Source organism: Pseudomonas sp. MHK4, assembly GCF_054600775.1.
On record NZ_BAAIAK010000029.1, the window covers coordinates 1 to 13859 of the forward strand.

The following is a 13859-nucleotide window of genomic DNA, read 5'->3' on the forward strand; positions in this document are numbered from 1 at the left end:
GGTAAGGTGGCTTTGGCGGCAAGGGATACAGACTGAAACGGGCGTCCTTGTTGAGTATTTGTTCGGCGCTGAGGTCCTGTTCGACGCAGGTGAATTCGATGCGGTAGTTGAAGGGCTGGCTCAGGTGCTCCTGGCCTTCGAAGGCCAGGACGTCGAAGGCGGCGTCGAACCGGTGGATGGTGAATATGTGGCGGGTGTGGTTGAAGAAGATGCGCGGTGTGTTGGACAAAATCAGACCTCCCTGGGCTGGCTGGGCATACGGGGAGGCTTGGTTTTCCACCCTCGTTCAGGCACCCGACAGCTTTCGGGAATCTGATAAAGGTTGGGATAGGACGCTTCCGATGAGCGCGTAGGATGCGTCGGAGATGGCTGCGCGTCGGATCTGTAGGAATATTTCCGGGATTGATGATAGGAGCCGTTAAGCGTTAACAGCGAGGCCTGTTCCGCTTCTAGTAGCAGCGCTTTGTCGGGTAGTTTGCAGCGTGTTTAAACGCCCACCAGGTTACTTCCCGAAAGCCACAGCGCCTTGCGTCGTTGCCTACGGTTACGCCAGAATCCGCCGGCTTGTGCGCCCTGGGGTCGCTCGGTAACTTGATTCGCGTCACTGATGGTCAGTGATCGGGTTTAGTAGCCCGGAAAGTAATATCGGTTGCACAAGCGTCATTTGTTCAGGTGTTCACCTGCACTTGATGGTGGCTGTGCGCTTGGCGTCTTCGGATGCGCCGGTTTGTTGCTTTCCCGGTCTACTAACTTGCGCACAGCCGCCACCCTTTCGTTTAGTAGCGAGATGGTTGCCGCTCAACTATGAGAGAAGCAACTATGATCAAGCCGACACCAAACCCTCCGGACACCGATCCGGTAACGCCCTCCGAAACCATCGACTCAGACAGCTCCCATCCACCCTCCGAACGCATCCCCTCTGCCGCCGACATCCAGGCCACTCCACGCAAGCTGTGCACCATGTTCATCGTCAACCCGGAACTCGATACACAAACTCTGCTGGCCCACGCCTGTGAGTCGCTGGCTTCGGCCAATGTCATGGCGCTGGATCTGGCGGATCATATGGAAGGGACCAGTCGCAACTCCCTGTTGGGGATTGCCCAGGTCATCATGCTGGGCGAACTGGCGGTGAACCGGGCGCTGGATCGGATTGATCGGGCTGAATAGAAAATCAAAAGATCGCAGCCTGCGGCAGCTCCAGGGGACCGCGTAACCTGCATAAATCCCTGTGGGAGCGAGCCCGGCAGACGAGTGTCTAGTACCCCTCAAACCGCGCCGGGCGCTTGTCGATAAACGCCTGCATGCCTTCCTTCTGATCCCGTGACGCGAACAGCAAGGCATTGGCCTTGCGCTCCAAAGCCAGGCCGGCTTCGAGCGGGGCGTCCATGCCGGCCAGGATCACTTCCTTGATCTGCTCGGCGGCCAGGGCTGGCATCGCGGCGATGACGCGTGCCAGTTCCAGGGCGTGGGCCTGGACCTGGTCGTCGTCCACCAGGTCGCTGACCAGGCCGGCGACCCAGGCGTCCTCGGCGCTGATGGGTTGCCCGGTGAGTGCCATGCGCATGGCCTTGACCTTGCCCACCGCCCGCACCAGGCGTTGCGTGCCGCCGATGCCGGGCATGATGCCGATGCGGATTTCCGGTTGGCAGAAGCGTGCGCTGCGCCCGGCGACGATCAGGTCGGCGTGCATCGCCAGCTCGCAACCGCCGCCGTAGGCGTAGCCGCAGACGGCCGCGATCAGCGGTTTCGGACAGTGCTGGATCGGCCCCCAGACCCGTTCGGTGTGGCGCTTGTAGATATCGATGGCGCCGACCCCGGCCATGCTGTTGATGTCGCCACCGGCGGCGAACACCTTGTCACCGCCCGTCAGGACGATGCAGCGCACTTCGGGATCAATCGCCAGCTCACTGAAATACCGCGACAGCAGCGCCTGCAATTCCAGGCTCAAGGCGTTGGTCGCCTGCGGGCGATTGAGTCGCAGCAGGGCCACGCCGGGCAGTGGGCGCTCGAGCAGAACCGGTGCAGCGGATGAGTCGGACATGGGCATCTTCGAAGACCAGGCAAGGTATGAATGGCGCCAGTGTCCTGTTCACGGCGCTGAATTTTCATCGTCCGTTCAGACGTAGTTTGGCTCGCGGTTCGTCCCTAGAGTGGCTCTTGTCAGTAGAAAAGGAGCACATGATGGAGCTGCATTCGGGTCTTGATTACAGCGGCAAGGTGGTGCTGATCACCGGTGGCACCAAGGGCATCGGCGCCGGTATCGCGCTGGGATTTCTGGCCGCGAACGCACGGGTGATCGTCTGTGCCCGGCGCGAACCTGAGCAGGTGCCGACAGCGGGTGGCAAGCGCGCGACCTTCATTGCCACCGATGTGCGCGACCACGATTCCCTGCAACGCCTGTTCGCCACCATCGAACGCGACTTCGGGCGCCTCGACGTGGTGATCAACAACGCCGGCGGCAGCCCTGCCACCGACGCGGCCACGGCCTCGCCGAGGTTTCATGAAAGCATCATCGGCCTGAACCTGATCGCGCCGCTCAACGTCGCCCAGCACGCCAACCGGCTGATGCAGGCACAGGCCCAGGGCGGTTGCATCGTCTTTATCGGCAGCATCAGTGCGCTGCGTTCATCGCCGGGTACCGCCGCTTACGGCGCGGCCAAGGCCGGGGTGCTGGCGCTGGTGCAATCGCTGGCGGTGGAGTGGGGGCCCAAGGTGCGGGTGGTCACGGTCAGCCCGGGGCTGGTGCTGACCGAGCAGGCGCATCTGCATTACGGCTCCGAAGCCGGTGTCGCCGCCGTCGCCGCCGGCATTCCGGCCGGCCGCATGGCGGTGGCCGAAGACATCGCCAACGCCTGCCTCTACATCGCATCGCCGCTGGCCGGTTACGCCAGCGGTTGCAACCTGTTGCTGCATGGCGGTGGTGAACGCCCGGCATTTCTCGGCGCCGCGCAGGTGCTGCCCACCTGATCGACCTATTGCGGCGACCGGGTTCGGTGGCCGCCTTCAATGTGAAGGAGACGACTTTGGCTGATCCACAATTGCTATCCAATGTGCGCGCCCTGGTGGGGCGCGAGTACGGCCGCGTGTACGCCTGGGACGAGGTCAATGCCCCGATGATTCGCCAGTGGTGCGAAGTCATGGGCGTGGACAACCCGCTCTACACCGATGCGGAATTTGCCCTGGGCACTCAACATGAGGGCCTGATCGCGCCGCCGGCGATGCTGCAGGTGTGGACCATGGAAGGCCTGCACGCCAACAACTATCCGCCTGGCTCCACCGACGAGAACCCGTACGAGGTACTCAAGGAAATGGAAGCCTACGGCTACGCGTCCACCGTGGCGGTGAATTCCGAGCTGAGCTTCACCCGTCCACTGCGTATGGGTGAAAAGCTCTACTACACCACGCGCCTGGATTCGGTGGGCGATGAGAAAACCACCGCCCTGGGCACCGGCTTTTTCGTCACCCTGGTGATGAGCCACTTCGTCGAAAAAGCCGGCGGCGACGAGCCGGTGGGTCAGTTGCTGTTTCGCGTGTTCAAGTTCCGTGCGGCCAATGCCCAGGCACCGGCCAAGGTTGAAGCGGCGCCGGCCAAGGCCAAGCGCCCGCTGCCGGGCATCAGCGACGACACCCGGTTCTTCTGGGAAGGCTGCGCCAAGGGTCAGTTGCTGATCCAGCGCTGCACCGCCTGCCAGACCCTGCGTCATCCGCCGGCCCCGGTGTGCATTGAGTGCCACAGCTTCGACTGGGACACCCTTGAGGCCAGCGGCCGCGCCACCTTGTATTCGTTCGTGGTGATGCACTACCCCGAAGTGCCGCCGTTCGATTACCCCAACCCGATCGGCCTGATCGAGCTTGCGGAGGGCGTGCGCCTGATCGCCGGGCTGGTGGGTATCGAGCGCGAGCAATTGCAGATCGGCCAGCGTCTGCAGGTCGAGTTCCAGACCTTCGATGACCAACAGACCCTGCCGATGTTCCGGCCGGTAGAGGCATAGGAGCCCTTCATGGATTTCGAATTGAGCGAAGACCAGCGCGCCATTGCGCAGATGGCCGACGGCCTGTTTGTCGACCATTGCCATGACGAGTACATGCGCCAGTGGGACACCAGCGGCGAATCGATGATGGCGCCGCTGTGGGCGCTGTGCATCGAGACCGGACTGCACGCCCTGGCGATTCCCGAAGAGCACGGCGGCAGCGGCCTGGGCATGACCGAACTGATGCTGGTGCTGCAGGCCCAGGGCAAGGCCCTGGCCCAGGTGCCGTTGTGGCGTCATCAATTGGCTGCTGCGACCCTGGCCCGTTTCGGCGCTGGCGACAGTGCCGGGTGGGTGGCCAAGGCGGCATCCGGCGAGGCGCTGCTGAGCCTGTCTGTCGATGGCTTGAGCAGTGCTCGGGGCATTGAGTTGCAGGCGCAGGCGACCACCGGGGGCTGGTCGATCAATGGCCGGGTTGCGTCCCTTGCGTTGGGCGATCAGTCGCAGGCCGCGCTGGTATTGGTAGAAGTCGAAGGCCAGCCGCGCTTGTTGCTGCTTGACCTGTCGGCGCCCGAAGTGAAGCGGGTATCGGCGGTGTTGACCCACGGCGAAGCAGTGGCCGACTTGCACATCCAGGGCTTGACCGTGAACGCCGCCGCGCTACTGCCGGCCGAGTCCGTCGCCTGGCTGGAGCTGCGTTGCACAGCGGCATTGGCGGCCCTGCAACTGGGGGTCAGCGAAGAGCAGGTCCGTCGCACCGTGGCCTATGTCAGCGAGCGCCGGCAGTTCGAGCGCGTCATCGGCAGCTTCCAGGCGGTGCAGATGAGCATGGCCGACACCCATATCGCCGTCGAAGCCTTGCGCACCACGCTGTGGCAACTGGCCTACCGCATCGATGCCGGCTTGCCGGCGCCCAGCGAAGCGCTCGCCACGGCCTGGCTGGCCTGTGAAGCGGGGCACCGCATCGGCCATATCGCGCAGCACGTGCATGGCGGCATCGGCGTCGACCTGACGTATCCGATCCACCGTTTTCTCTACTGGAGTCGCGGCCTGTCCCTTGCCTTGGGTGGTTCGGCGGCAAACCTGGAACGCCTGGGCGACTGGCTCAACGATAACGACAAGCTGGGATGGAAATATGACCTCGAAGAACACCAAGCGCTTTGAAGACGTGCGCCCCGGCGAAGCACTGCCGGAGCTCGCGGTGCCGATCACGGTGACCCTGATCAACGGTGGCGCGATTGCCACGCGTGACTATTTCCCCGGTCACCACGACGCCGAGGCGGCCCGTGCCCTGGGTTCGCCCCACGTGTTCATGAACATCCTCACCACCAACGGGCTGGTGCAGCGGTTCATCGAGCAGTGGGCCGGGCCGCTGGCGCAGTTCACCGCCCTGAAAATCAAGCTCGGTGCGCCGAATTATCCCGGCGACTGCATGACCTTCAACGGCAGCGTCAGCGCACTCGATGCCGACACCCGCACGGTGGAAATCACCTTGAGCGGCAAAAATTCCATGGGCAATCACGTGACCGGCACGGTCGCGCTGGTCCTGCCCTGACAGCCGGAGAGACACAGATGACTGATTCATCGATTTCCGGGCGCGCCGCGATCGTTGGCCTCGGCGCGACCGAATTTTCCAAGAACTCCGGACGCACCGAATTGCGCCTGGCCCTGGAGGCCACCTTGAGTGCGCTCAAGGATGCCGGCATCGACCCGTCCGAGGTAGACGGCTTCAGCTCCTACTCGGTGGACAAGGTCCCGGAGTACGAAATCGCCCGCCTGCTCGGTTGCAAGGACGTCAAGTTCTTCTCCCAGGTGCCCCATGGCGGCGGCGCGGCCTGCGGGCCGGTGATGCACGCGGCGATGGCGGTGGCCACCGGCGTGGCGAAAGTGGTGGTGGTGTACCGGGCCATGAACGAGCGTTCCTGGTACCGCTTCGGCACCGGCAACTACGGCTTCGCGGCCTCGCCGATCTTCGACAACGTCAACTACGGCTGGTACATGCCCCACGGCTTCCATACGCCGGCCGCCTGGGTCGGCATGTTCGCCCAGCGCTACATGCACACCTATGGCGCCACCAGCGAAGACTTCGGCCGGATCGCCGTGGCCGCGCGGGATTTCGCCGCGACCAACCCCCAGGCGTTTTTCCACGGCAAGCCGATCACCCTGGAAGAACACCAGGCCTCACGCTGGATCTGCGAACCGCTGCACCTGCTCGATTGCTGCCAGGAGTCCGATGGCGCGGTGGCGATGGTCATCACCTCGGCCGAGCGCGCCCGTGACCTGCGGCAGAAACCGGTGACCATCAAGGCCGGTTCCCAGGGCATCAGCCACGGCCAGCAGAGCATGACCTCGTTCTACCGCGAAGACATCACCGGGCTGCCGGAAATGGGCGTGGTCGCCCGCGAGCTGTATCGCCAGTCGGGCCTCGGTCCAGAGTCTTTCCAGACCGCGGTGATCTACGACCACTTCACCCCGTTCGTGCTGCCGCAGCTGGAAGAGTTCGGCTTCGTCGAACGCGGCGAAGCCAAGGAATTCATCCGCGCCGGGCACCACGCCCGTGGCGGCAAACTGCCGATCAACACCCACGGCGGTCAACTGGGCGAAGCCTACATCCACGGCATGAACGGCATCGCCGAAGCGGTGCGCCAGGTGCGTGGCACGGCGGTCAACCAGGTGGCGGATGTGCAGAACGTGCTGGTCACCGCCGGCACCGGCGTACCCACCAGCGGCCTGATTCTCGGCGCAGCCTAAGGAGCAGCAGATGTTCGTCGACCTCACTCCCGAACAACATGCCCTGCGCCACAAGGTGCGGGACTATTTCCAGGCCCTGATGACCAAGGACATGCGCGAGCAGTTGCGCGGCAAGGAAGGCGGCGAGCTGTATCGCCAGACCATCCGCCAGATGGGTCGCGACGGCTGGCTCGCGGTCGGCTGGCCCAAGGCCCATGGCGGCCAGGGCTACGCCGCCACCGAACAGTTGATCTTCTTCGAAGAAGCCAACATCGCCGGCGCGCCACTGCCGTTCGTGACCATCAGCACCGTGGGCCCGGCCTTGATGGCCCACGGCAGCGAGCTGCAGAAAGAGCGTTTCCTGCCTGGGATCGCCGCGGGCGAAATCATGTTCGCCATCGGTTACTCCGAACCCGACGCCGGCAGCGATCTGGCCGTGCTGAAAACCAGTGCGCGCCAGGACGAAGAAGGCTTCGTGGTCAATGGCAACAAGCTGTGGACCTCGGGCGCCGAATCGGCCGATTTCGTCTGGCTGGCGGCCCGTACCGATCCGACCCAGGCGCGGCACAAGGGCATTTCGCTGCTGATCGTCGATACCACGACGCCGGGTTTCTCCCACACCCTGATCCACACCGTCGGCAATCCGACGGCGGCCACTTACTACGACAACGTGCGGGTGCCCAACGAGATGCTGGTGGGCGAGTTGCACGGTGGCTGGAAACTCATCACCTCGCAGTTGAACCACGAACGCCTCGGCCTGGGCACCTGGTCGGACAAGGTGGTGGCGCTGTTTCGCCGGGTCTACCTGTGGGCGCGGGCCCGCGATGAACAGGGGCGTCGGGCGATGGACAAGGCCTGGGTGCGCAGCTCGCTGGCCGAGTGTTATGCGCGCCTGGAGGCGATGCGCCTGATCAACATGCGCATAGCCTCCGATCTTGAGCTCGACCGCATGAGCGTCGCGCTGAGTTCGACCACCAAGGTGTTCGGCTCGGAGTCGGCCATCGAGATCCTGCGCAAGCTGGCGGCGATCGTCGGTGCCAATGGCTCGATGCGCAGCGGTTCGGCGGCGACGCTGTTGGAAGGTGACCTGGAGTATGAATTGCGCTCTGCAACGACCCTGACCTTTGGCGGCGGCACCAATGAAATCCAGCGCGAACTGATCGCCCAGTTTGGCCTCGGCATGCCGCGCACCCAACGCTGACGCTCGTCCATCAACAACAAGAACCGCACTCGCCCCGGCTCCGGGGCGAGTCGAAGGGGACTTTCATGAGCACTATCGAGCAATTTCGCCAGGACACCCGCGCCTGGCTGGAGGCCAACTGCCCGCCGTCGATGCGCACCGGCATGGCTGAAGGCGATGTGGTGTGGGGCAGCCAGAACCCGCAGTTTCCCTGTGAAGACGCGCGCCTGTGGTTCGAGCGTATGCGCGACAAGCGCTGGTTTTGCCCCGAGTGGCCTGAGGAATACGGCGGCGCCGGCCTGAGTGACGAACAACTGGCGGTGCTGGAAAGCGAGATGCGTCGCCTCAAGTGCCGGCCGCCGCAGATCAACCTGGGCATCTGGATGCTTGGGCCGGTATTGCTGGCGTTCGGCAGCGAGCAACAGAAACGCGATCTGCTGCCGCCGATTGCCCGCGGTGAAGTGCGCTGGTGCCAGGGCTTCTCCGAGCCGAACGCCGGCTCCGACCTGGCCAGCCTGAAAATGGCCGCCCGCGATGCCGGTGATCACTTCGTGGTGGACGGCAGCAAGATCTGGACCTCCTACGGCGACAAGTCCGACTGGATGTATGCCCTGGTGCGCACCGACTTCAGCGCACCGAAACACGAGGGCATCAGCCTGATCGTGCTGGACATGCGCAGCCCCGGCGTGAAGCCGCAGCCGATCGATCTGATCAGCGGCAAGTCGGCGTTTTGCCAGGTGTTCTTCGACAGTGTGAAAGTGCCCAAGAGCCAGTTGATCGGGCCGTTGAACGGCGGCTGGAACCTGGCCAAGTACCTGCTGCAGCACGAACGCAAGGCGATGTCGAAATTCGGCGAATTCAGCCTGCCGTCGCACTTCGACCTGCTGGCGCTGATGCGCGAGTACGTGCCGGCGCCACAATCTCAGAGCGAACACGCGCTGCAGGCGCGGGCCACGGCCTGTGCAATGAACGAGCAGGCCTACAACCTGACCGTGCAGCGCATGGGCGAAGAGGCGCGGGCCGGCGATGACATCGGCGGCCTGATGTCGATCATGAAACTGGTGCACACCGAACAGGAGCGCGACAAGTTCGAAGTGCTGCTCGATGCCATGGCCGGGCATGCCTTCGGTTGGGACAGTGCGGCGTTCAGCGAGCAGCAACTGGCGGTGACCCGCTCCTGGTTGAACAGCTATGCGCTGACCATTTCCGGCGGGTCCTCAGAGGTCCAGTTGAACGTCATCGCCAAGCGCGTGCTGGGCTTGCCCGACGCCAAAAAAGGAGTCACCCCATGAGCCTGCGTTATAACGATGACCAGCGTTTGTTGGCCGACAGCGCCCGGGACTTTCTCGCCGCCCGCAGTCCGGTGAGTGCCCAGCGTCGACTGCGTGACGAGGCGGCGGCCTTTGGCTTCGACCCGCAATTGTGGCGTGACGCGGTGGGGTTGGGCTGGAGCGCGATCGCCTTCCCCGAAGATTTCGGTGGCCTGGATTTCGGTTGCAAGGGCCTCGGGCCGATCTTCGAATCCATGGGCCGCAACCTGTCGGCCACGCCGCTGTTGTCCAGCGTGGTATTGGGCGGTTCGCTGGTGCAGCTGGCGGGCAATTCGGCGCAGCAGGCGCAGTGGTTGCCAGCGCTGATCGGTGGCGAACAACGCCTGGCCCTGGCCGTTGACGAACGCTCGCGCCACGACCCGCGCGGCGTTGCCCTTGAGGCCAAGGCCGAAGGGCAGGGCTATCGCTTGCACGGCGACAAGTTCTGGGTGGTCGATGGCCTCGGTGCCGATGCCTACGTGGTGGCGGCGCGCACCTCCGGGCAGCCAGGTGAGACCCAGGGCATCAGCCTGTTCCTGGTGCCGGCCGACACGAAGGGTTTGACCGTCAGCGCCCTGGCGCTGATCGATTCGCGCAACAGCGCACGCCTGCAACTGGACGGCGTGCAACTGGGCAGCGATGCGCTGCTGGGTACCTTGGGCGAAGGCTGGGCTGCGCTGGAAACCGTGCTGGACCGTGGTCGCACCTGTCTCGCGGCGGAGCTGTTGGGGATGGCCGAGCAACTGTTCGAAACCACCCTGGAGTACCTCAAGACCCGCGTGCAGTTCGACACGCCGATTGGCACCTTCCAGGTCCTGCAACACCGCGCCGCGCAACTGTATGTCGACCTGGCGCTAAGCCGCAGCGCGCTGATGGCGGCGCTGGCGACCCTGGACGACGCCAGCCTCGACGTCGGCGCCCGTGCTCGCCTGGTCAGCCTGGCGAAATGGAAGGCCGGCGACACGGCCATCAAGGTCGCCAATGAAGCAGTGCAGATGCACGGCGGCATTGGCGTCACCGACGAACTGGATGTCGGCCTGTACCTCAAGCGCGTGCGCGTGGCGCAGAGCTGCCTGGGCGACCGGGATTTCCATTGCGAACGCTATTCGGCCCACGCGTAACCGAACAGCGGGATTAATCCCTCACAAGGTCCCCTGATGTAACCCGACCCCTGTGGGAGCGGGCTTGCCCGCGAAGACGGAGTGTCAGGCGATGCAGATGTTGAATGTGCCGACCCCTTCGCGGGCAAGCCCGCTCCCACAAGGAACGGCGGGGTATTCAACATTTGCGTACGACACGCTCCCTCAGGTTTTTCGCTGTTCTGGAGAAAACAAACATGAGCATTGAACGCTGGCAAGCCGCGTGGCGCGATCTGATCGCCCCCGGTGCGCCGTTTGAAGTGGTGACGCCCGATGACGGCGCGCCACGTTACTTTCGTCACGCCGCGCACGACTTGCTGCAGGTGTTCGACGCCGGTCGGGTTCACGGTGACCGTGAGTTCCTGGTCTGGCAATCACAACGCCTGACCTTCAACCAATTCTTCGATCAGGTCGACCGCCTGGCCGGGCAAATGGTCGCCCGTTTTGCCCTGCAACCGGGCGAGCGGGTGGCGATTGCCATGCGCAACCAGCCGGCGTGGCTGGTGGCGTTCGCCGCGATCGTGCGCTGTGGCGCGGTGTGTGTGCCGCTCAACAGTTGGGGTCTGCGCGATGAGTTGCAATACGCGTTGCAAGACAGCGGTTCGCGCCTGCTGCTGTGTGACGAAGCGCGCCTCGATACCTTGCGCGAAGACCTGGCCCGCGAGCAGCGAGCCACCATCGTCGTCGGGGCAGGGGAAGCCACCTTGCCCGAGAACTGCCTGCGTTTCGAGGACTTGATCAGCGCCCCGGCACAACCTGTGCCCACGCTGGAAATCGATCCTGACGCGCCGGCACTGATCCTCTATACCTCGGGCACCACCAGCCGCGCCAAGGGCGCCGTGTCCAGTCACCGGGCCATCTGCCAGGCGCTGTTTGCCCTGGATTTCCAGGGCGCGTTTTGCGCCATGAGCTCGCCCGAGCGTATCGGCGTGGTGATCAACAGCGGCTATCCACCCACCACGCTGGCGGCGGTGCCGCTGTTCCATGTCAGCGGCTTGCATGCGCAATTTCTGTCGGCATTACGCGGCGGTCGGCGCTTGATGCTGATGTACAAGTGGGATGTCGAACGTGCCATCGACCTCATTCGCGATGAGCGCTGTACTCAGTTCAACGGGGCACCGGTGATGATGCAGCAGTTGCTTGCGTCACCGCGCTTTGGCAGCGAGCACACCGCCAGCCTGTTCGGTCTTGGACTGGGCGGTGCAGCGTCCTCCGCCGGGGTGCTGGACAACATGCTCAAGCTCAAGCCCGACGTCATCGGCGGTGCCGGCTACGGCCTGACCGAAAGCAATGGCATCGGCGCGGCCATCGGTGGCGATCCGTTCGTATACAAGCCGCAGACGGCGGGTTGGGCGCTGCCGATCGTCGATATTCGTATCGGTGACAGCCCTGACCAGCCTCAGGTGACGGGCACTCGCGGGGTCATCTGGTTGCGTTCCCCAACCCTGATGAGCGCCTACTGGAACCTGCCCGAAGCCACTGCGCAAAGCCTGCGTGACGGTTGGCTGGACACCGGCGATATCGGTTATCTCGACGAAGAGCAATTCCTCCACATCACCGGCCGGGTCAAGGAGTTGATCAACCGCGGAGGCGAGAACATTTCCGCCGCGGAAATCGAAACCTGCATCCTCGATATGCCCGGTGTCCTGGAGGCGGCGGCCTTCGCCATTGCCGACCCGCTGCTGGGCGAGACGGTGGGGCTGGCCGTGCATGGCCAGGCATCGACACTGCCCCAGGAAGCGCAAATCTGCGCATTCATCGCCGAGCGCCTGGCCGCCTACAAAGTGCCGGCGCAGGTCTTTCGGGTTCGCGAACCCTTGCCCCGCAATGCCACCGGCAAGGTGCTCAAGGCGCAGCTGCAAGAAAAGTTGGGCGCATAACGCCGCCTTAGTCTTTCCGGACGATGTTCGGGCCGGCAGAACACGAACAATGGGTCCATTCCATAAAGCCTTATCAGCGTAGGAGGCATCACATGAAAATAACAAGAACAGGTCTCATGCTCGCGGTCGCAGTCACAGCCAATAGCGGGCTGATGGGTTATGCGCACGCCGCGGTATCACCCCAGGAAGCGGCCAAGCTGGGCAAGGAGCTGACCTGTGTCGGCGCCGAGCAGGCCGGCAACGCCGAGGGCACCATTCCGCCGTACACCGGCAAATACCTGGGTGAAGTACCGGGCTGGAATCATGTGAAATTCTCCGGCGACCAGCCGGTGGATCCCTATGCGGCGGAGAAGCCGATCCTGGTGATCACCGCGCAGAACATGAGCCAGTACGAGTCGCACCTGACCGAAGGGCAGAAGGCCCTGCTGAAGAAATACCCGACCACCTACAAGATGAACATCTACCCAGGCCATCGGGATTTTCGCTACCCCGATTACGTCTGCCGCCGCGTGATGGACAACGCGCTGCACGCCCAGCTGGTCAATGACGGTGCCGGTTTCACCGGGATAGGCCAAGTGCCGTTCCCGATTCCCAAGAACGGCATGGAACTGCTGTGGAATCACCAACTGCCGGCGCGCGCCTACACCGAGGAAAAAACCTCCGACCTGGCCTCGGTCCTGCCCAACGGCAGCATTGGCTGGGGGCGAGCCTACGCACGTAACCTGGCACTGGGTAACACACCGGGCGCCGACTCCAGGACCGAAGACAAGATTGCGGCCATGAGCAACAACATGACCCTCAAGCCGGCCCGCGACAACGGCACCATCAGTATTTCCCATGAACCCTATAACTTCGGCACCGATGCGCGCCAGGCCTGGACCTACAGCCCATCGACCCGGCGCGTACGGCAACTGCCGGGCTACGGTTTCGATCAGCCGATGATCGGCACCAACGGCACCATGACCATCGACGAAGACCGCTTGTTCAACGGCTCGCCGGAGCGTTACACCTGGAAGCTGATCGGCAAGCGCGAGATCTACAGCCCGGCCAACGCCTTCAAGCCCAACGCCGGCACCGTCAAGTTCGCCGACATGCTGACCCCCAACCATCCCAATCCCGATTTGATGCGTTATGAATTGCGGCGGGTGTGGGTACTGGAAGCGGACTTGAAGGAAGGCTATCGCCATGTCTATGGCAAGCGCGTGCTGTTCATCGACGAAGACACCTGGAACGCGGTCATGGCCGACAACTACGACGCCCGTGGGCAACTGTGGAAACACGCCATGGTCAACTACTACTACCACCCTGACATGAGCGGCTGGCAGGCCGGTTCGCAGTTCTTCATGGACCTGAACTCCGGCCAGTACACCGGCTACGGCATGACCAACGAAGCGAAGAAGGGGCCGATCCTCAACGAAGGCAAGTTCACCCCGGACCAATACACCGCCGATGCGGCGCGGGCGATCGGGCGGTAAGCGCCGGGTCGTTGCAAAGACAAAAGCCCTATCGGTTTCCGATAGGGCTTTTTTTTGGTTCATCACGGAATCCTGGGAAACACAGAAACAAGAACGCCGATTTGATTGATGATGTTCGTGCGAGCAAACACATCTAACAAACCGGCGTTCTTATGCGCGATATTAATACTTTCC

Annotated in this window: 13 protein-coding genes; 11 read left to right on the forward strand and 2 right to left on the reverse strand. The window is 63.5% G+C overall.

Features of this window, described 5'->3' with window-relative positions:
• Window positions 1–229 (reverse strand): hypothetical protein (locus ACYP2Q_RS31055; RefSeq protein WP_459734012.1); only part of this gene is annotated, 229 nt, incomplete at its 3' end.
• Window positions 230–819: 590 nt separating this feature from the next.
• Here ACYP2Q_RS31055 and ACYP2Q_RS31060 point away from each other — a divergent pair.
• Window positions 820–1167, forward strand: a complete 348-nt coding sequence (locus ACYP2Q_RS31060) for a DUF6124 family protein (RefSeq protein ID WP_459734013.1) — start codon at window positions 820–822, stop codon at window positions 1165–1167.
• Between the two features lie 88 nt (window positions 1168–1255).
• On the opposite strand, the gene ACYP2Q_RS31065 is transcribed toward ACYP2Q_RS31060, so the two are convergent.
• Window positions 1256–2041 carry an enoyl-CoA hydratase gene (locus tag ACYP2Q_RS31065; protein ID WP_459734015.1) on the reverse strand — a complete coding sequence of 262 codons (786 nt, stop codon included), beginning with the start codon at window positions 2039–2041 and terminating at the stop codon, window positions 1256–1258.
• A gap of 140 nt (window positions 2042–2181) precedes the next feature.
• Here ACYP2Q_RS31065 and ACYP2Q_RS31070 point away from each other — a divergent pair, with 140 nt between their 5' ends.
• The 10 genes from ACYP2Q_RS31070 to ACYP2Q_RS31115 all read left to right on the forward strand — a co-directional run bounded on the left by ACYP2Q_RS31070 (window position 2182) and on the right by ACYP2Q_RS31115 (window position 13685).
• Window positions 2182–2967, forward strand: coding sequence for an SDR family oxidoreductase (locus ACYP2Q_RS31070; protein WP_459734016.1), 786 nt, complete (start codon window positions 2182–2184; stop codon window positions 2965–2967).
• Between the two features lie 56 nt (window positions 2968–3023).
• Window positions 3024–3992 (forward strand): bifunctional MaoC family dehydratase N-terminal/OB-fold nucleic acid binding domain-containing protein, encoded by a 969-nt coding sequence (locus ACYP2Q_RS31075; RefSeq protein ID WP_459734017.1) that lies wholly within the window; start codon window positions 3024–3026, stop codon window positions 3990–3992.
• Window positions 3993–4001: 9 nt separating this feature from the next.
• On the forward strand, window positions 4002–5135 hold the full coding sequence (locus ACYP2Q_RS31080) for an acyl-CoA dehydrogenase family protein (protein WP_459734018.1): 1134 nt from the start codon (window positions 4002–4004) through the stop codon (window positions 5133–5135).
• Complete coding sequence (locus ACYP2Q_RS31085; protein WP_459734019.1) at window positions 5107–5526, forward strand: MaoC family dehydratase; 420 nt, start codon at window positions 5107–5109, stop codon at window positions 5524–5526. Before ACYP2Q_RS31080 ends, ACYP2Q_RS31085 begins: the two co-directional genes overlap by 29 nt.
• Window positions 5527–5543: 17 nt before the next feature.
• The gene (locus ACYP2Q_RS31090) at window positions 5544–6722 is read left to right on the forward strand and encodes a lipid-transfer protein (protein ID WP_459734020.1); all 1179 of its coding nucleotides are present in this window, start codon (window positions 5544–5546) and stop codon (window positions 6720–6722) included.
• A 10-nt stretch (window positions 6723–6732) separates the two neighbouring features.
• Window positions 6733–7902 carry an acyl-CoA dehydrogenase family protein gene (locus ACYP2Q_RS31095; protein ID WP_459734021.1) on the forward strand — a complete coding sequence of 390 codons (1170 nt, stop codon included), beginning with the start codon at window positions 6733–6735 and terminating at the stop codon, window positions 7900–7902.
• A gap of 65 nt (window positions 7903–7967) precedes the next feature.
• On the forward strand, window positions 7968–9173 hold the full coding sequence (locus ACYP2Q_RS31100) for an acyl-CoA dehydrogenase family protein (RefSeq protein WP_459734023.1): 1206 nt from the start codon (window positions 7968–7970) through the stop codon (window positions 9171–9173).
• On the forward strand, window positions 9170–10312 hold the full coding sequence (locus ACYP2Q_RS31105; RefSeq protein WP_459734024.1) for an acyl-CoA dehydrogenase family protein: 1143 nt from the start codon (window positions 9170–9172) through the stop codon (window positions 10310–10312). Before ACYP2Q_RS31100 ends, ACYP2Q_RS31105 begins: the two co-directional genes overlap by 4 nt.
• Window positions 10313–10527: 215 nt before the next feature.
• Window positions 10528–12210, forward strand: coding sequence for a class I adenylate-forming enzyme family protein (locus tag ACYP2Q_RS31110; protein WP_459734025.1), 1683 nt, complete (start codon window positions 10528–10530; stop codon window positions 12208–12210).
• Between the two features lie 116 nt (window positions 12211–12326).
• The gene (locus tag ACYP2Q_RS31115; RefSeq protein ID WP_459734026.1) at window positions 12327–13685 is read left to right on the forward strand and encodes a DUF1329 domain-containing protein; all 1359 of its coding nucleotides are present in this window, start codon (window positions 12327–12329) and stop codon (window positions 13683–13685) included.
• Window positions 13686–13859: the final 174 nt, after the last annotated feature.